This window comes from Psychromonas sp. SR45-3, assembly GCF_014163575.1.
Lineage (GTDB): Bacteria > Pseudomonadota > Gammaproteobacteria > Enterobacterales > Psychromonadaceae > Psychromonas > Psychromonas arctica.
Genome location: NZ_JACJDP010000015.1, coordinates 63227 through 80950, shown reverse-complemented (window position 1 = coordinate 80950; position 17724 = coordinate 63227). Strand labels below are relative to the sequence as shown.

The following is a 17724-nucleotide window of genomic DNA, read 5'->3' as shown; positions in this document are numbered from 1 at the left end:
TAATTCAAGGCAGTTTAAGCCGATAAAAAAGTGAACGAAAACAATGATAAACATTAACAAATCAAGTGGTTACCCTACAAATCGCTTTTCTATCGCACCGATGCTTGATTGGACTGATCAGTATTGTCGTTATTTCCATCGTTTAATGAGTAAAAATACGCTGTTATACAGCGAAATGGTCACCACAGGTGCTATTTTGTATGGGAAAGGGGATTACTTACAAAAAGATGCTGCTGAGCATCCAGTAAGTTTGCAGTTAGGTGGCTCAGCACCATTAGATTTGGCGCAAGCTGCTAAAGCAGGTGCGGAACGTGGATTTGATGAAATAAACTTGAATGTAGGTTGCCCTTCTGACCGTGTTCAAAATGGTCGCTTTGGTGCGTGTTTAATGGCTGAAGGGGCATTAGTTGGTGATGCAGTAAAAGCGATGAAGGATGCCAGTGGTTTACCCGTGACGGTTAAAACACGGATTGGTATTGATGAACTAGACTCCTATGAATTTTTATGTGACTTTGTTGAAAAAGTAAAAGCACAAGGTTGTGATACGTTTATTGTTCATGCGCGTAAAGCTTGGTTAAGTGGTTTAAGTCCAAAGCAAAATCGTGATGTACCACCTTTAGATTATGAGCGTGTGTATCAATTAAAGCGTGATTTTCCTGAATTAACGATTGCGATTAATGGCGGTATTAAAACGTTATCTGATTGTGAAACTCATTTGCAGCATTTAGATGGAGTGATGTTAGGAAGAGAGGTTTATGCTAATCCATATATCTTAAGTACGGTTGATCAGCAGTTGTTTGGATGTGACAAAGAGCCATTAACTCGTTTTGAAGTTTTAGAAAAAATGTACCCTTATATTGAATCTCAGTTAAGCCAGGGTGTACACTTAAATCGTGTCGCTCGCCATATGTTAGGCTTGTTTCAAGGTTTACCGGGTGCACGAGCATGGCGTCGACATTTAAGTGAAAATGGTCATATACCCGGTTCAGGTATTGAAGTCATGCAAAAAGCAGCATCATTTGTGATTGAAGATTAAGATCTACTTGTTAGCGAAGGTGAGGTAATAGGATGAAAAAGTTATATTTACTGTTTGCTATGATTGGTATTCAGCTTGCTCTTTATGGTTGTAGCTCACAAACGACAACCGATGCAACAGCGCAAATACAAAGTAAAACGCAGCGTTTAATGATTGTGAGTAGTGGTAACCCCTCGGATGTATTGCCCGCATTTACTACTTATACTTGGAGCGATCAATATAATCAGGTGTTATCAGGGGTTGCGGGACAAAATCAGCAACAGCTGAAAGGTTATATTCGCAACCAAATAACCACTTATTTGAGCAGTAAAGGCTATCAATATCGTGCTGATCCTAAGCAAGCTGATATTGTTGTTGGATTTTTATTTGCGCTAGAAGATGATATTGCGGACCAAACTATTCAGCAACGCTTTGGACTGCTACCAGGTTTAACACGTAGTAATGTTAATGATCCTCGTTATGAAAAAGGGTCACTGTTATTAGCTGCGTTAGATAACCAAGAAAAAACCGTTTATTGGCGCTCTGCTGTGCAAGGCTTTGTCGATTTAGAACAAGATCGCATGGAAGCAGGCTCAGTACGTATGCAATATATTTTAAGTATGATGTTAGGTGATTTTCCACAAGCGGGTAAATAGGCGAGAAAGTCATTACATAAATTGTATTGATGAAACCACACTTAGCAGATATGTATCGGTTGCTATTCAATATACAAATAATGAATGACAACCGATAACGAATATAGTGCAGTATTCTATTTAATGCCGCTCACTGTTAACTAGGGGCTGTTGATCTTTGTCGTTTAAATTTTGTTCACCACAAGTCGTTTTGATCGAGGCGGACAAAGTGAAGCCTAGTCATCCTAAGCAAATTTTGTCCAACAAAGAGCATAACGCCTTGTGGTGAACCCGTAGGGCAACGTTTTCTGACTATTTCTACTGCGTTTTTGCTTATTTATGGAGAATAACCACACGTCATAAGCTCAGCCTTGTATAAAAAGCCAGCAACTCGTTGCAAAAATAAACTTGAAAGATCAACAGACCCTAATAGACTTACTCGCAATATGATTGTTGATTGTGTAGCCACTATCTGAAAAAAAGGCCTGAGTTGCTAGGTACTGATCTTCTAATACTTCTTTTAAGTTATACTCAATTTGTGTAATACCTTTCGCTGCAATCTCATTTTCAATTTGCTTTAACAAATTCTTGCCTACGCCACGTCGACGAGTTAGATCTCTAATAGCTAGTTGTGAAAATATAGCTGTTGTATCTTGGGTTTTTACATTTACAGCACCTATATGGCGCTCATTAAACATCGTGACGTATAACTTGGTATCGGCTTGTGCTAGTTGCTCTTTAATGGCTTGTTCGGTTAATGCTGCCGGTGGTAGGTGGCCTGCATAGGTTTTCTGTAAATCTATTAATAATTGATTTGATAGGGTGTCAGCAATGAAAACGGATAGGCGCATACAAGTCTCACTATTAGGTTGTTAGTTATGTTATTCATTCAGCAGTGGGAAATTAATACTACTGGTATCTGAATAAACTCGATTTTGTTGATAATATTGTATTTTTTTAAGCAATAAGACCACACGCTCTTTTAATGGAATTAATTGCCTTAAGGGCACTAATTGGTAATCTTGTTCGGGTAAAGCTAAGCGTTGTGATAAATATTGTAAGGTTTCAGGGTAAGGGTGCGCAATAAGAATGGTATAAGGGGAATGTAAACTATGTTCGATTGCTGCCTTAAATTGCTTTTCCATCGCCGCTTGTGTGCGTACATTGTCTAAGAATATGTGACGTCTTAAAGCAGGTAGCCCGGCAGTTAATGCTGCGGTTTGTGCGACGCTCTTAGCACTCGTAAAGCTATCTACAAAAAACAATCCCTGTTGATATAACAATTCCATTGTCCATTGCATTGCTGTTTGATTCTCGGTGAGTTGGCTACCCATATGGTTATTAGCACCAACAGCATGGGGGATGACCTTTAGGGAATCGATCAATTGTTGTTGGAGAGTCTGTTTATCCATCTCTTCAATTAATGCACCTTTACCTAATAAATGGTTATGGCTGTGTGCCTGCATTGGTATGTGTAATAGTACTTCTCGATGTTGCTGGTGGGCAGCTCGAGCAAGGCTTTTAGAGAAAGGTGTAAATGGGAGAATAGAAAAAATAACATTTTTTGGTAACTTTAAAAATGCCTGATTATTCTTATTATTACCAATGTCATCAATGATAATAACTAGCTTGCCGATTGCTAAGACATTAGTTGCTGTAATAAAGAGCCATGTATAAAGTAATAATCTACCTGTTTTATTTAGAAAGGTGAGTAGCATATTACTTACTTCTTGTTAACCAGCGTAATGGATCTTCTGCTTTACCTTTGTGGCTTAATTCAAAATATAAGCTGTTTCTATCTTGTCCACCACTGTGTCCTGCCAGCGCTATCGCATCACCTTGAAAAACCACATCACCTGCTTTTTGCAGCAATGTTTCATTGTATCCGTATAAAGTAATATAGTTATCGCTATGGTCGAGCGCGATCACCATGCCGTAGCCTTTAAAATACCCTGCAAATAGAACTCGTCCAGTAGCCACTGCTCTTACTTTTTCGCCCTCATTGGCTGCGATAGCAATACCTTTCCAGGTCACTTGACTGCTACGAGAGCTGCCAAAACGATGTAATACTTTTCCTTGAATAGGCCAAGGTAATTTACCTTTGAGACCTGCAATTTTTGAGTGCGTTTGTGCTTTTTTTCTCGCTGCCGCTTCTGCTTGTGCTATTTTTTCTCGTTCCAGTGCGGCTTGTGCCTGCGCCTTTGCTCTATTCTTACGTTCTTGCGCAGCTTTGGCTTTAGCTGCTGCGAGCTGCCTTTTTTTACGATCTTCGGCTGCTTTTTTAATGCGAGCTCGTAATACTTTCTCGGAGTTCGCTAATTCTGCTATTTTTGCATTTTGATAGTTAATATCTTGTTTTAATTCACGTAGTGCTTGATCGCGTTTTAATCGCTGATTATTTACCGTTGCTTGAGTTTGTTTCTGTTCTTGATACAGGCCTTCAAGAGAAGCCAGTGCTGCTGTTTGTTGGGCGGCGTTTTTATCGAGTTTTTGTTGCGTTGAATGTAAGGCTTCAATACTTTCTAAGCGCGCTTCATTTAAATAATAGTAATAGCTTTTGGCGCGAATGACTTTGCTCAGATCCTCTTGATTTAGCATTAATTTAATAAGGTCATTTTGCCCTGTCATATAAGCACTAATGAGCTGCTGCTCTAATAATGTTTGTTGCTTTTTTTTGTTGTCTTCTAGTTGCTTCGTTTCTTGCTGCAAAGTGATTAGTGCATTGCGTTTGTCATCAATCATTTTTTTGGTTTGATTAACCTGTAAAGATGCCTTGGCAATTGCTTGGTCACTTGCTGCAAGTTGAGCTTCAAGCTGCTGTTGTTGTTTTTGTTGTTCTGATTTTGTTTGTTTACTTTGATTAATTTGACGTTGTAAGTTTGTAAGGTCTGCAGCTGAAATTTGATGGCTAAAAAGAATAGCAACGAGAAAAGGAATGCACAGTAATTGTTTTAAAGGTCCTCGTTGACTGGAATAAAATGGATTTGGCATCACTGTTGGTATCGACCTTATAAACGGATTAGTATGATTGATAAATATATCAATCAGATAATACCTACAATTCTTTTGTATGTTGAGTAAAAAAACAATTACTGAAGGTTTACATGCATTTTATTCGATTAAATAGGAATTTACGCAAATTAAGTGGAAATTACTTGAACGAGATAGCTGATTTTAGGAAGAAATCAGGTGCGCCAGAAGAGCCTAACGCACCAGAGTTAAACTTACTTAACAGTAATTAAAGGTTTACCTGTCATTTCAGTTGGTATTTCCATGTTCATCAATGACAACATAGTCGGTGCGATATCACATAGACGACCGCCTTCAGCTATAGTTGCTTCACGACCCACATAGATAAACGGTACTGGTAAATTAGTATGTGCGGTATGAATGCCACCTGTATCAGGATCAATCATTTGTTCTGCATTACCGTGGTCAGCAGTAATTAAACATTCACCGCCCACTTCTTTTAATGCACCTACAATCTGACCAATACAAGCATCTACAGCTTCACAAGCTTTAACTGCCGCGTCATATACACCAGTGTGTCCAACCATATCGCCATTCGGGTAGTTACAGATGATCACATCGTATTCGCTGCTTTTGATTGCGCCTACTAATTTTTCAGTTAATTCAGCAGAGCTCATTTCTGGTTGCATATCATAGGTCGCCACTGCAGGAGAGCTAATTAATGTACGATGCTCGCCAGGGAACTCATCTTCAATACCACCGTTAAAGAAGAAAGTCACATGTGCGTATTTTTCAGTTTCTGAAATACGTAATTGTGTTTTGTCTTTTTTCGCTAACCATTCACCTAACGTATTAGTTAGTTGTTCGCTTGGGTAAGCTGCTGGCGCTTTAATATCTGCTGCGAACTCTGTTAACGTAACAAAGTGAACGTCTGGTGTTACTGCACGTTCAAAACCAGTGAAGTTTTGATCAGTGAAAGTATAAGTTATCTCACGTGCACGGTCAGCGCGGAAGTTTAAGAATAAAACTGCGTCACCGTCAGAAATAGGTGCAGCTTCGCCAATCACAGTTGCTTTTACAAATTCATCATTTTCATCACGAGCATAAGCATTTTCAAGACCGACTAATGCGCTGTCGGCTGTGTATTCTGATTTTGCTTCAGTAAGTAGGCTATAAGCTTGCTCTACACGATCCCAACGATTGTCACGGTCCATTGCAAAGTAACGGCCCACTAAAGTAGCAGTACGACCAACGCCAACTTCTTTATATTTATCTTCAAATTTCGACAATGTACCTGCTGCACTGCGTGGCGGAGTATCACGGCCATCTAAGAAAGCATGAACGTAAACTTTTTTTGCTCCACGTCTTGCTGCTAGTTCAATGGCTGCAACAATATGATCGTCATGAGAGTGAACACCGCCTGGTGAAGCAAGGCCCATAATATGAACGGCTTTATCTGCTGCAACTGCTTTATCAACCGCGGCAACAAAATTTGCATTTTCATAGAAATCGCCATCGGCGATAGATTTAGTCACTTTGGTTAGGTTTTGGTAAACAGTACGTCCTGCACCAATATTAGTATGACCTACTTCTGAATTACCCATTTGTCCATCTGGTAAACCTACATCCATACCCGATGCCGAAATAAGCGTATTGGCATAGTCTTTACATAATTGGTCTAGAACAGGTGTGTTAGCATTTGATACAGCATTATCTGGCATATCTGGGCGGTAGCCCCAGCCGTCTAAAATCAATAGTACTAATGGTTTCTTAGGAGTTGTCATATCAAACCTCTTTAATGATTAAATTATCTACAAGGGATTTTACAACATTTGTGTAGCTTGTCACTGAAAAAGCCTAGTGTTAGATCAAAGCAAGTTGAAAAAAGCACAAAAAAGCTATTTTCATTTATTAATCTAAATCTCAAGGCTGATATTCTGTTTTCCACAGGGTATACTCATGCTGAAATTTATCCTTACAGAAGAAGAAAAAAGTTATGCAAGAATATATTGATTTTATTACCAACAATCCGATGTTAGCTGCTGCATGGGTCGCGATCGCTGCAATGTTAATCCACAGTGTTGTAAAAGATAAACTAAGCAAGATAAACAATATCAACCCACAGCAAGCAACACAATTAATCAACAAGCAAGATGCGATAGTCGTTGATATTAGAACTGCAGATGAGTTTAAAAAAGGCCATATCGTTAATGCAAAAAATATAACTCCGTCACAGATTCAAGAAGGAAAGTTCGCAGCTATTGAAAATAATAAGCAGACCCCCATTATAGTTGTGTGTGCATCAGGTACTCGCTCTGCAGGTGCTGGTGAGAAGCTGGCAAAAGCTGGTTTTGAGCAAGTAAATAATCTATTTTCAGGTATGAGCGGCTGGACCTCTGCAAATTTACCAATAACTAAGAAGTAATTATGGCTACTATCACTATCTACACCACTCCATATTGCCCATATTGTATTCGTGCAAAACAATTGTTGGACAATAAAAAAGTAACCTATCAAGAAATTGATGTGTCTGACCGTTCTCTTCGTCCGAATATGACAAAATTGACTGGTGGAACAACTGTTCCGCAAATTGTTATAGACGGCAAGGCAATAGGGGGTTGTGACGAGTTATATGCATTAGAACGCGCACACCAACTTGATGAACTGTTAAGTTAATATAAATAATTTTTAAGGATTAAGGAAAGATCATGCCAGAACAACAAGAGCAACAAGTAGAATTCAACATCCAACGTGTTTATGTAAAAGACATCTCTTTTGAATGCCCAAACTCACCAGATATCTTTAAAAAAGAGTGGGCTCCAGAAGTTAAAATGGACATTGATACACAATCTAAGAAATTAGAAGAAGGTGTATATGAAGTGACGTTATCACTGACTGCAACTGCGACAGTAGAAGGTGAAGTTGCTTTCTTATGTGAAGTACAACAAGCGGGTATTTTCTCTGTATCACAGCTTGAAGGCCCTCAATTAGCACATTGCTTAAATGCATTCTGTCCAAATATCCTATTTCCATATGCACGTGAAGCGGTATCAAGCTTAGTGACTCGTGGTACTTTCCCGCAGTTAAACTTAGCACCAGTGAACTTTGATGCTCTATTTCAACAAGCAATGACAAATCAGCAAGCTGAAGTAGAAACATTAAATTCTTAATTAAGTTCTATAACAATCGGCATGAGTATTTGAACCAATATTACCTAAAAATAACAAGCCATAGTTAGGCCTAACTTATAGGGTTAAGTATTAACTCACATAGTTAAGCCCTATTAGCAATGGCTTGTTATCGTCAGTAACATGGAGCATTTATTTATTCCGGTTGACACTATATAGGTGATGATGAATGACTGAAAAAACTGCAATTACAGTTTTAGGTGCAGGGTCTTACGGCACTGCACTTGCTGTTGCATTAGCTCGTAATGGCCACAATACTTTAATTTGGGGTCATCAAGTTGACCATATTCAACGTCTCCAATCAGATCGTGAAAACAAAACCTTCTTACCCGGTGTTACCTTTCCTGAACGTCTTCAACCTGAAAGTGATCTCGCAAAATGTATCGCCGCAACGGATACTATTCTGCTAGTGGTACCAAGCCATGTATTCGGTTTAGTATTATCACAAGTTAAACCTTTATTACGTCCTGAACACCGCATTGCATGGGCAACTAAAGGGCTAGAAGCTAAAACTGGACGGTTATTAGAGGAAGTCGCACGGGATATCGTGGGTAAAGCTTATCCTTTGGCTGTATTGTCTGGGCCAACTTTTGCGATGGAAGTGGCAAAAGGTTTACCTACTGCGGTTGCGGTTGCTGGAACAGATCTTAGCTTTACTCAACATCTTTCAGAGCTTTTTCATAACCAAAGTAATTTTAGAGCTTACATCTCAGAAGACTTTACCGCTGTGCAACTTGGTGGGGCTGTGAAAAATGTGATTGCGATAGGCGCTGGTTTGGCCGATGGATTGGGCTTTGGTGCTAACGCTCGTACGGCATTAATCACGCGTGGATTGGCGGAATTAACTCGTTTAGGTGTTGCTTTAGGTGCCACTGAATCTTCATTTATGGGGATGGCTGGGTTAGGAGATCTAGTCTTAACCTGTACCGATAATCAATCACGTAACCGTCGTTTTGGTTTAGCGTTAGGCTCAGGTAAAGGTATTGATGAAGCTCAGGTTGAAATTGGCCAAGTGGTTGAAGGTTACCGTAATACTGAAGAAGTTTATAATTTGGCAAAACGCGTTAATATTGAAATGCCGATTTGTGAACAAATCTATTACGTACTTTATCAAGGTAAAGCAGTAAAAGAAGCTGCTATGGATTTGTTATCACGTAGTAAGAAAGGCGAGTAGTATTTAGTCTACTTGAGCTTATATAATTCGACATACAAAAAAGGCCTCATTGAGGCCTTTTTTAATCGCTCGTCACAAACTAATGCAAATTAAGCGTCTTGCAATATATTCAACATACGACGTAATGGCTCAGCAGCGCCCCATAGTAGTTGGTCACCTACAGTGAATGCACTGATGTACTCAGGACCCATTGCTAGTTTACGAATACGACCAACAGGAATACTTAATGTACCTGTTACTTTTGCAGGAGAAAGTTCAGAAACCGTTGCTTCACGTTCATTTGGAATCACTTTAACCCATTCGTTGTGCGATGCTAGAATCTTTTCAATTTCAGCTACTGATACATCTTTTTTTAGTTTCATTGTAATTGCTTGGCTATGACAACGCATTGCACCAATGCGGACACACAAACCATCAATCGGTGTTTGTTTATCGCTAGTACCTAGAATTTTGTTTGCTTCAACTTGTGCTTTCCATTCTTCTTTTGATTGACCAGAAGGCATTGGCACATCAATCCATGGGATCAAACTACCCGCTAACGGTGCACCAAACTGTTCAGTAGGTAATGCATCACTGCGAATGAATTCAGCCACTTTTTTATCTATTTCTAAAATAGCAGAGGCTGGATCAGCAAGCTCATCTGCCACTGATGCTTCAATTGCGCCCATTTGGCTAATCAGTTCACGCATATTACGTGCACCGGCACCAGAAGCTGCTTGATAAGTGTGTGGAGAAACCCACTCAATTAAATCTGCTTCAAATAAACCACCTAATGCTAATAACATAAGAGAAACGGTACAGTTACCACCAACATAAGTTTTTACACCGTCAGCTAGACCTTGTTGAATCACATCTTTGTTTACAGGGTCTAATACGATAATGCTGTCATCTTTCATACGTAACGAAGAAGCCGCATCAATCCAGTAACCATTCCAACCGCTAGCACGTAGTGCTGGATAAACTGAATTAGTGTAATCACCACCTTGACAGGTAATGATGATATCCATTTCTGCTAATGCTTCGATTGAAGATGCATCTTTTAAAGTATCTGTTGGCTTACCAACTTCTGGAGATGCTAGACCAACTTGTGAGGTGGTGAAAAATACTGGCTCAATCGTTGCAAAATCATTCTCTTCACGCATTCTTTGCATAAGAACAGATCCAACCATACCGCGCCAACCAACTAAACCCACTTTTTTCATGGTCTACATTTCCTTTCGTTTATAGTTTAAATAGAACCGATTAATCATTAACCGAATACAGAATCTACCATTAGAGGGCTTAATAAGGCTAGTCATTTGATGGTTTGCTTGGGAAAAAAAAGGACAAACTTACCTTGATTGCTTAATTTTTATTAAACTACCAAGGTAAGTTATTGTTACTGGTCAGTAGAGGTGTACCTGCAGTTTTTATAATCGTTGCTTATTAATCGTAGATTGTTGGAATAGGTTGGCGTTTATGCTGCGTACGTAAGTAAATGGCAATCAGTTTATCTTCGATCTCTTGAGGGACGGTTTTACCTTCCAAGAAATCATCAATTTGATCGTAGGTCATGCCCAGTGCTATTTCATCTTCAAGCTGTGGTTTATCTTCTTCTAAATCAGCGGTGGGTGCTTTTTCAACTAACAAACTTGGCGCACCTAAATGTTTAGCAAGTGATCTTACTTGACGTTTGTTTAATCCAAATAAAGGGGCTAAATCACAAGCACCATCACCGTGTTTAGTATAAAAACCTGTGATATTTTCAGCACTATGGTCGGTACCAACAACTAATCCACCAGTTAAACCTGCAACTTCGTATTGAGCAATCATGCGCATACGTGCTTTAACGTTGCCTTTAATAAAGTCGAAGTTGATATCATCGGAGTAATTAATAGTACTGTTCTTAATCGCATCTAAAGTACTTTCATGAATACCATCTGCGCCGGCTTGAATATTCACCGCGACAGTGTGTGTTGGTTGAATGAAACTTAACGCTAACTGAGCTTCATCTTCATCTTTTTGTACTGCATAAGGTAAACGAACTGCAATAAATTGGTAGTTATTAGTGTTTTCTTGCGCGTTCAACTGCTCTACTGATAACTGACATAGTCGCCCGGCAGTGCTGGAATCAACACCACCACTGATACCTAATACCAGGGTTTTACAATGTGCCTTTTTTAATATGTTTTGGATAAAGCTGATACGACGCTGAATTTCACTTTCTATATTGATGTCTGCTAACACACACATCTCTTGCAGTATCTTTTGTTTCATGAGGCAGCCTATTCTTAAAAGGTTAATATTGATATTGATAGATGACAATGCACTATAAAGTACCAAGGATGACTATGATTATGCAAAAAAGTCGCCATTTTTTATAGTTATTTGTTCTGTTGCATTTTGCGGTTAAATTTTTAGTCCTGATAGCAATGTTTTATTCGCACGGTTTTAAAGCATTAAGTTCACTGTGCTTTCCTTAACTTCATTGATAATTTATCTCAATAAGTAAAAAGCATTGAGGTATCTTGATGCATTCCATTGATTAGTCTTGGCGCTTCATTTTGGTGCGTTATGGTCTTTTTTGGTGCGCGTTGTGTTTTTTGATAGATGGAATTCAGTAGTGGGTTGTGCGTATTTATATTGTATTTTTTAAGTAGACTGGATTATTTGTTAAATATTGTCCGCTTTTAGATGTTTTTTAATCAATCAGGTTTTTATTTTTGTTGAATCTCGGATCAATTTTTTTCTTATCCAAGCTCGCTTATTGGCGTATTTGTTGCTACATCTACATTACTAAAAATAAGGTCGTGTCATTAATTGTCTTAATGATGCGCATTATTAGTGATAAACACTTCAAATACTAAAAGGATTTTTACATGAAAAACAAACTTAGAAAACTCGTTTCAGCGACTTCTCTTCTGGCATTATCAGTTGGTATTGCTAATGCAGGGACTTTAGACGATATCAGTAAAGCTGGTGAGCTTAGAGCTTGTTTTGACGCAGGGTATATGCCATTTGAAATGAAATCTAAAAATGGAAGTTATATCGGTTTTGATGTGGATTTAGGTAAGTTGATGGCTAAGCAAATGGGTGTTAAGTACGTACCGGTGAACACTGCATGGGATGGTATTATTCCGGCGTTATTAACAGACAAATGTCATATTATTATGGCCGGCATGACCATTAATGCACAAAGAAATATGCGTGTTAACTTTGCAGACCCGTACATTACAGTTGGTCAATCTATACTACTGAATCCAAAACTAGAAGGTAAAGTACTTAGCTACAAGGATCTTAATGCGGCTGAATACACTATTGCAGGTAAATTGGGGACTTCTGGTGAGCAAGTCATTAAGAGAATGTTATCAAAAGCAAAATATAATGCTTTTGAAACACAGACTGATGCTGCACTTGAAGTCATTAACGGTAAAGCTGATGCAATGATTTACGACATGCCATTCATCTCGATTTATGCAAACCAATCAAAAGGTAAAACGGTCGCCATTCTAGAACCTTTTACCTATGAGCCTTTAGGTTGGGCTGTTAAGCAGGGCGATCCTGATATGTTGAATTTCCTTAATAACTTTCTAAGACAAACTAAAGGCGATGGTAACTATCAACGCATCTATGATAAATGGTTCAATAGTGATACTTGGTTAAGCCAAGTTAAATAAGGTTTTTAAGTAAGCCCTTTAAAACCAGAGGATCTCCTCTGGTTTTTTATTTTATGACTGTCGGTGGACTTATGAACGAAAAACCCAATAAACTGAAATGGCATGTGCTATTTATTATTACGATTGGCCTTATTTCAGCCGGAATTTATTCCGCATCACAAACAATTAATTATAAATGGCAATGGCACCTTGTCCTTCCTTACATTGTTGATACCTCGCCTATTGATATTATTGCACAAGGAGATGCTAGTGCCGCTGTTGATGCAGAAGGTGTGATTACTTTAACATTCGATAATGGCGCTCCTTCAAGAGTAATAACTGGTGCTGACCAAGTGCTTATTTCTGATGGTGATCTTATTTTTGAAGGGGACCTATTAGCACGTAAGGAAGGTATTAGAAGTGGTGTGTTAATTGATGGGTTATATATGACCTTGAAAATTTCAGTTATTTCTTTGTTTTTCTCAATTATTATCGGTTTAATGACCGCTTTAATGCGAATTTCAGACAATCCATTTAGTAAAAACTTATCTATTTTATATATTGAAATTATTCGTGGTACGCCGTTACTAGTGCAAATATTTATCGTTTATTTTTTCCTAGGAACAATTTTCGATCTAGACCGTTTTACCGCTGGTGTTGTTGCATTATCTGTTTTTACAGGTGCCTATGTTGCTGAAATCCTCCGTTCTGGTATTCAGTCTATCTCTGCAGGTCAAATGGAAGCTGCACGTTCGCTTGGCATGACTTATACGAAGGCGATGACTTATGTGATCCTTCCACAAGCTTTTAAGCGTACGTTGCCTCCAATGGCTGGACAGCTTATTAATTTAATTAAAGATTCTTCGTTAGTTTCTGTTATTTCTATTACTGATTTAACAAAAGCGGGACGAGAAGTGGTGAGTGGTAGTTTCGCTACCTTTGAGGTTTGGTTTACTGTTGCTGCATTATATCTAGTTTTAACATCTACCTTATCTTGGGGCATACAGCGTATTGAAAAAAGGTTAGCAAACAATGACAGATAAGCAAAAATACACAGGTAACGATATGATCGTCACTAATGATGTTGATAAAATTTATCCTAACGGTTGTCACGCATTAAAAAAAGTAACAACCAATATTCAACGTGGTGAAGTTGTTGTGATCATTGGGCCTTCTGGCTCAGGTAAATCCACGTATTTACGTACTTTAAATCAATTAGAAACGATTTCTAGTGGCGAAATTATAGTCGATGGCGTCAAAATGTATGCTGATGATACTAATATAAATAAGTTAAGAGAAAATATTGGAATGGTATTTCAATCATTTAATTTATTTCCGCATCTTTCGGTTAGAGAGAATGTCATGTTGGCACCACTAAAAGTGGCTGGTCGTAGTAAAGCCGATATCATTTCAGAAGCTGAGGTGTTGTTAACGCGTGTTGGCCTTGCAGAAAAGATGGATATCTATCCTAACCAACTTTCTGGTGGTCAGCAACAACGTGTTGCCATTGCAAGAGCGCTAGCAATGAAACCTGATATGATGCTTTTTGATGAGCCTACTTCCGCACTTGATCCAGAAATGGTGGGGGAGGTATTGGATGTAATGAAGTCATTAGCGGCTGAAGGCATGACCATGGTGGTGGTTACTCATGAAATGGGCTTTGCTAATGAAGTGGCGGATCGTGTTTTATTTATGGAAGATGGTGTTTTATTAGTTGATGATATTCCAGAAAATATTTTTGGTAAGGTAACAAACCACGTAAGGTTACAAAAATTCTTGTCAAATATCCGATAAGTTTATAACTATCATCGCATTTAAGATAGCGATGAATTTGGGCAAGGTTGTTATAATATCAGCATTAAAAATTGCTATATTTAATACCGATTACATTAAATAAGTGATCTAAATTTTGCGCAGGAAAAATGACTTAGTTTAAGGCGTAAATTTAGCTAAATGGTTGTCCCCTTTACGAAATTTATAACGAAAAAATAAGTTATTTTAACAAGTAAAATAGATCAGTTAATTAGTGTGATTGGTATAACAACCTACTAGATCTTTTTTCTCTACAAATCTACGCCACCTAAGGCAACTTCTGAATCATATTGATTATAAATGTGTATTGGTAAGTTTTCAGCCCCTGATGCTGGAGCACGTTTAGCTCCAGCGTCAAATTTTTAAATAACACCAAGCTCTCTTAGGCGTTCCTTTAAGTATTGATCCGCAGTGTAATTATCTGATAGAACAACTTCTGGTTTTGGATGAAGAAAAAGGGGTAATGAAATTCGAGACTTAGTTTTGTCTGCGCCATCAGGATTAATAACACGATGGGTTGTTGATGGATAATACCCTCCTGATGCTTCCTGTAGCATATCGCCGATATTAACAATTAAATTACCGAAATCAGATGGTACATCTAACCACTCACCTTCTATGCTTTTTACTTGTAGCCCTGGTTCATTAGATGCAGGAAGAATAGTCAGTAAATTAATATCTTCATGGGCACCTGCTCTAATCGCACCTAGCTCTTCATCTCCTTTTAATGGAGGATAATGGAGTATTCTCAATAATGTCTGTTGATTATCTTTAATCATATCTGGAAGCGGTTGTGTGAATAATTGTGAGACTTCAGTTGGTGAATTATTCTCTACCCAACTCAATAGCTCAGCAGCAAGGTTACCCGCTTGTTGATAATAATTTTGAAGTTCAGTTTTTAATTGTTCAGGACATTGCCCCCAAGGATAATAATGAAAATATTCTTTAATATCTTTTTTTGTATTTCCCTTTGCCGTTTCTGAAACTTCAGCTGGGAAAAACCCGTCTTGAGTCTCTGCATTGAAACGAAAGTCGACTTTATCTTGAGAGTTAAAAAACTGCTGCCAATTGTCGTAAATAGACCTCACTATTTGTTGTTGGATAGGATGATTTTTTAATACACCAAACCCTGTATTACGAAGGGATTCAACAAACAATTGTTGCGCATTTTCAGCATTGTAATCTATGGCTTCAAGTTTCATATTTTTGTCTTATGTTTTAAGTAGTAATTTCATATTTTAACAACATTTTAATATGCGAATCTAGGTGCAAATAATATTCGTAAGTTTGAAGTATGCTGTAGAGCACAAAAGAAACATTAGAAAAAGCTTATTAACCTTAATAGTAAACACCATCAAGGTTGCCTTTTCTATATCTATGCATTTCATCGTTGCATCTCAGGCGGTGAAAATTACAAAAAATGAAGAATACTTAATTAAAATGATATTAATCGGATATTTTTTTATGGTTATGTTTACCAAAATATCGAGATCAGTATTTTCTTATACGTTCTTATCAAAAAATCCGCTAAAATGAACCTTTTATCAATCTCTATATTAAGGTCTCACTATGTCTTTAAGTGTTGTTATTCTTGCTGCGGGTAAAGGTACCCGTATGCGCTCTCTTTTACCTAAGGTATTACATAAAATTGCAGATAAACCCATGGTGCAACATGTTATCGACACTGTGAAAGGCATTGGTTCTGAAAATATACACTTAATATACGGACATGGTGGCGACATCATGCAACAGAATATTGCTGACAGTTGTTTAAATTGGATTGAGCAAACAGAGCAATTAGGCACTGGGCATGCGATGCAAATGGCACAGCCACATTTTAAAGCGGATGAAAAAATATTAATCGTATATGGTGATGTACCTCTCCTATCAGCGACCACATTAGAAAAATTAGTCTCTGTACAACCTGAAGGTGGTATTGGCTTGTTAACCATCGAGCTTGATGATCCAACAGGGTATGGACGAATTGAAAGAGCTAACGGCAAAGTGATAGGTATTGTTGAGCAGAAAGACTCAAATGCTGCTCAGTTAGCGATTAAAGAAGTGAACACTGGCATTTTAGTGGCAAATGCTAATGATTTGAATCGTTGGTTACCTGCTTTATCTAACGATAATGCTGCCGGTGAATACTACCTCACTGATATCATTAAAATGGCTCATCAAGAAGGATGTTCTATTGAAACGGTTCAGCCTGAAAATGCATTTGAAGTTGAAGGTGTCAATAACCGTCTACAGCTTGCTAATTTAGAACGTGCTTTTCAACTTGAGAATGCTAATAAATTATTATTAGATGGTGTTATGTTGCGTGATCCAACTCGTTTTGATTTACGTGGCGAATTAACTTGTGGTCAAGATGTTGATATCGATATTAACGTGATCATAGAAGGTAAAGTTAAGTTAGGTTATGGCGTTAAAATTGGTGCGGGCTGTATTCTGAAAAACTGTGAGATTGCTGATAATACAGAAATTAAAGCAAACTCTATTATTGAAGGTGCAAGTATTGGTGCAGGTGCATCAATTGGTCCATTTGCACGATTACGTCCAGATACTGTTATTGCAAATGATGTGCATATCGGTAATTTTGTTGAAGTTAAGAAGTCTACATTAGGCGAAGGTACTAAATGTGGTCATTTAAGTTATATTGGCGATAGTAAAGTAGGCAGTGGCGTTAACATTGGTGCAGGTGTTATTACGTGTAACTATGATGGTGTGAATAAACACCAAACCATCATTGGTGATGATGTATTTGTTGGTAGTGATTGCCAGATTGTTGCACCGGTAACTATTGGTAATGGCGCAACAACAGGAGCGGGTACAACCGTTGTAAGTGATGTACCTGATAATGCCTTATGCATTTCTCGCACTAAACAACGTAATATTGAAGGTTGGAAACGCCCAGTTAAAAAGTAATGTTTAATGGCTAAAGCTTTGAGATGTGGGTCTTGATACTTAATCTTAAAGTCATTTATTTGCGATAAATAAGCATCCATCAAGTAGGTCGATAATGTAAATTATCGGCCTTTTTTATTGCCGATTTTTGATGGAGGCTTTTATATTGAGGTCATCGTATATTAAGGTAGTTAGTATCTTGAGGTATTCGGTATCTGATCAACCTTATAAGTGCATGTGCTGAATGTACGAAAACGCTTACCTTCAGTAGCAATGACTTTATTAGCCAAAGTAAATGAATGGCTTTGAATGCTTTAACGATTTTCTTTTACCGAGTTTACAATCGAGCAATCCGTTATTTCAAACAGTTGAGTAGTTGTTATTGGGT

17 protein-coding genes are annotated in these 17724 nt (G+C 38.1%); 10 read left to right on the top strand and 7 right to left on the bottom strand.

Annotated elements, in window-relative coordinates:
* The first annotated feature begins 43 nt into the window (after positions 1-43).
* Positions 44-1036 (top strand): tRNA dihydrouridine(20/20a) synthase DusA, encoded by a 993-nt coding sequence (gene dusA / locus H5084_RS10220; protein ID WP_182690373.1) that lies wholly within the window; start codon positions 44-46, stop codon positions 1034-1036.
* A gap of 32 nt (positions 1037-1068) precedes the next feature.
* Entirely contained in the window at positions 1069-1671 is a 603-nt protein-coding gene (locus H5084_RS10215) for a DUF4136 domain-containing protein (protein WP_182690372.1), read from the top strand.
* Positions 1672-2066: 395 nt separating this feature from the next.
* Here the strand turns inward: H5084_RS10215 and panM are convergent, their stop codons facing one another.
* The 4 genes from panM to gpmM form a co-directional block, all read right to left on the bottom strand.
* On the bottom strand, positions 2067-2501 hold the full coding sequence (gene panM / locus H5084_RS10210) for an aspartate 1-decarboxylase autocleavage activator PanM (RefSeq protein ID WP_182690371.1): 435 nt from the start codon (positions 2499-2501) through the stop codon (positions 2067-2069).
* A gap of 30 nt (positions 2502-2531) precedes the next feature.
* Positions 2532-3368 (bottom strand): divergent polysaccharide deacetylase family protein, encoded by an 837-nt coding sequence (locus H5084_RS10205; protein ID WP_182690370.1) that lies wholly within the window; start codon positions 3366-3368, stop codon positions 2532-2534.
* A 1-nt stretch (position 3369) separates the two neighbouring features.
* Entirely contained in the window at positions 3370-4641 is a 1272-nt protein-coding gene (locus H5084_RS10200; RefSeq protein ID WP_182690369.1) for a murein hydrolase activator EnvC, read from the bottom strand.
* Positions 4642-4874: 233 nt separating this feature from the next.
* Positions 4875-6404, bottom strand: coding sequence for a 2,3-bisphosphoglycerate-independent phosphoglycerate mutase (gpmM, locus tag H5084_RS10195; RefSeq protein WP_182690368.1), 1530 nt, complete (start codon positions 6402-6404; stop codon positions 4875-4877).
* Between the two features lie 212 nt (positions 6405-6616).
* On the opposite strand from gpmM, the gene H5084_RS10190 reads away from it, so the two are divergent.
* The 4 genes from H5084_RS10190 (at position 6617) to gpsA (ending at position 8982) form a co-directional block, all read left to right on the top strand.
* Positions 6617-7045, top strand: coding sequence for a rhodanese-like domain-containing protein (locus tag H5084_RS10190; protein ID WP_028868472.1), 429 nt, complete (start codon positions 6617-6619; stop codon positions 7043-7045).
* Positions 7046-7047: 2 nt separating this feature from the next.
* The gene (gene grxC, locus H5084_RS10185) at positions 7048-7296 is read left to right on the top strand and encodes a glutaredoxin 3 (RefSeq protein ID WP_028868471.1); all 249 of its coding nucleotides are present in this window, start codon (positions 7048-7050) and stop codon (positions 7294-7296) included.
* Positions 7297-7328: 32 nt separating this feature from the next.
* A complete protein-coding gene (secB, locus tag H5084_RS10180) occupies positions 7329-7790 on the top strand; it encodes a protein-export chaperone SecB (RefSeq protein WP_028868470.1) in 462 nt (153 codons plus the stop codon).
* Positions 7791-7977: 187 nt separating this feature from the next.
* Positions 7978-8982, top strand: a complete 1005-nt coding sequence (gene gpsA, locus H5084_RS10175) for an NAD(P)H-dependent glycerol-3-phosphate dehydrogenase (RefSeq protein WP_028868469.1) — start codon at positions 7978-7980, stop codon at positions 8980-8982.
* Positions 8983-9071: 89 nt separating this feature from the next.
* Here the strand turns inward: gpsA and asd are convergent, their stop codons facing one another.
* Positions 9072-10184, bottom strand: coding sequence for an aspartate-semialdehyde dehydrogenase (gene asd, locus H5084_RS10170; RefSeq protein WP_028868468.1), 1113 nt, complete (start codon positions 10182-10184; stop codon positions 9072-9074).
* A 223-nt stretch (positions 10185-10407) separates the two neighbouring features.
* Complete coding sequence (nadE, locus tag H5084_RS10165; RefSeq protein ID WP_028868467.1) at positions 10408-11238, bottom strand: ammonia-dependent NAD(+) synthetase; 831 nt, start codon at positions 11236-11238, stop codon at positions 10408-10410.
* 602 nt (positions 11239-11840) lie between these two features.
* Between nadE and H5084_RS10160 the strand changes: the two genes are divergently transcribed.
* The 3 genes from H5084_RS10160 to H5084_RS10150 all read left to right on the top strand — a co-directional run bounded on the left by H5084_RS10160 (position 11841) and on the right by H5084_RS10150 (position 14411).
* Positions 11841-12638 (top strand): transporter substrate-binding domain-containing protein, encoded by a 798-nt coding sequence (locus H5084_RS10160; RefSeq protein ID WP_028868466.1) that lies wholly within the window; start codon positions 11841-11843, stop codon positions 12636-12638.
* Positions 12639-12709: 71 nt separating this feature from the next.
* On the top strand, positions 12710-13660 hold the full coding sequence (locus H5084_RS10155) for an amino acid ABC transporter permease (RefSeq protein WP_182690367.1): 951 nt from the start codon (positions 12710-12712) through the stop codon (positions 13658-13660).
* 22 nt (positions 13661-13682) lie between these two features.
* Positions 13683-14411, top strand: a complete 729-nt coding sequence (locus H5084_RS10150) for an amino acid ABC transporter ATP-binding protein (RefSeq protein WP_182690385.1) — start codon at positions 13683-13685, stop codon at positions 14409-14411.
* Between the two features lie 380 nt (positions 14412-14791).
* Here the strand turns inward: H5084_RS10150 and H5084_RS10145 are convergent, their stop codons facing one another.
* Positions 14792-15631, bottom strand: coding sequence for an isopenicillin N synthase family oxygenase (locus tag H5084_RS10145; protein ID WP_182690366.1), 840 nt, complete (start codon positions 15629-15631; stop codon positions 14792-14794).
* 367 nt (positions 15632-15998) lie between these two features.
* Between H5084_RS10145 and glmU the strand changes: the two genes are divergently transcribed.
* Entirely contained in the window at positions 15999-17357 is a 1359-nt protein-coding gene (glmU, locus tag H5084_RS10140) for a bifunctional UDP-N-acetylglucosamine diphosphorylase/glucosamine-1-phosphate N-acetyltransferase GlmU (protein WP_028868076.1), read from the top strand.
* Positions 17358-17724: the final 367 nt, after the last annotated feature.

Bases quoted from the DNA above. Each gene is read 5' to 3' on its own strand.
- secB (WP_028868470.1), top strand. From the start codon at position 7,329: ATGCCAGAACAACAAGAGCAACAAGTAGAATTCAACATCCAACGTGTT.
- H5084_RS10200 (WP_182690369.1), bottom strand. From the start codon at position 4,641: ATGCCAAATCCATTTTATTCCAGTCAACGAGGACCTTTAAAACAATTA.
- dusA (WP_182690373.1), top strand. From the start codon at position 44: ATGATAAACATTAACAAATCAAGTGGTTACCCTACAAATCGCTTTTCT.
- grxC (WP_028868471.1), top strand. From the start codon at position 7,048: ATGGCTACTATCACTATCTACACCACTCCATATTGCCCATATTGTATT.
- H5084_RS10155 (WP_182690367.1), top strand. From the start codon at position 12,710: ATGAACGAAAAACCCAATAAACTGAAATGGCATGTGCTATTTATTATT.
- panM (WP_182690371.1), bottom strand. From the start codon at position 2,501: ATGCGCCTATCCGTTTTCATTGCTGACACCCTATCAAATCAATTATTA.
- H5084_RS10160 (WP_028868466.1), top strand. From the start codon at position 11,841: ATGAAAAACAAACTTAGAAAACTCGTTTCAGCGACTTCTCTTCTGGCA.
- H5084_RS10150 (WP_182690385.1), top strand. From the start codon at position 13,683: ATGATCGTCACTAATGATGTTGATAAAATTTATCCTAACGGTTGTCAC.
- H5084_RS10205 (WP_182690370.1), bottom strand. From the start codon at position 3,368: ATGCTACTCACCTTTCTAAATAAAACAGGTAGATTATTACTTTATACA.
- glmU (WP_028868076.1), top strand. From the start codon at position 15,999: ATGTCTTTAAGTGTTGTTATTCTTGCTGCGGGTAAAGGTACCCGTATG.
- asd (WP_028868468.1), bottom strand. From the start codon at position 10,184: ATGAAAAAAGTGGGTTTAGTTGGTTGGCGCGGTATGGTTGGATCTGTT.
- H5084_RS10190 (WP_028868472.1), top strand. From the start codon at position 6,617: ATGCAAGAATATATTGATTTTATTACCAACAATCCGATGTTAGCTGCT.
- H5084_RS10145 (WP_182690366.1), bottom strand. From the start codon at position 15,631: ATGAAACTTGAAGCCATAGATTACAATGCTGAAAATGCGCAACAATTG.
- nadE (WP_028868467.1), bottom strand. From the start codon at position 11,238: ATGAAACAAAAGATACTGCAAGAGATGTGTGTGTTAGCAGACATCAAT.
- H5084_RS10215 (WP_182690372.1), top strand. From the start codon at position 1,069: ATGAAAAAGTTATATTTACTGTTTGCTATGATTGGTATTCAGCTTGCT.
- gpsA (WP_028868469.1), top strand. From the start codon at position 7,978: ATGACTGAAAAAACTGCAATTACAGTTTTAGGTGCAGGGTCTTACGGC.
- gpmM (WP_182690368.1), bottom strand. From the start codon at position 6,404: ATGACAACTCCTAAGAAACCATTAGTACTATTGATTTTAGACGGCTGG.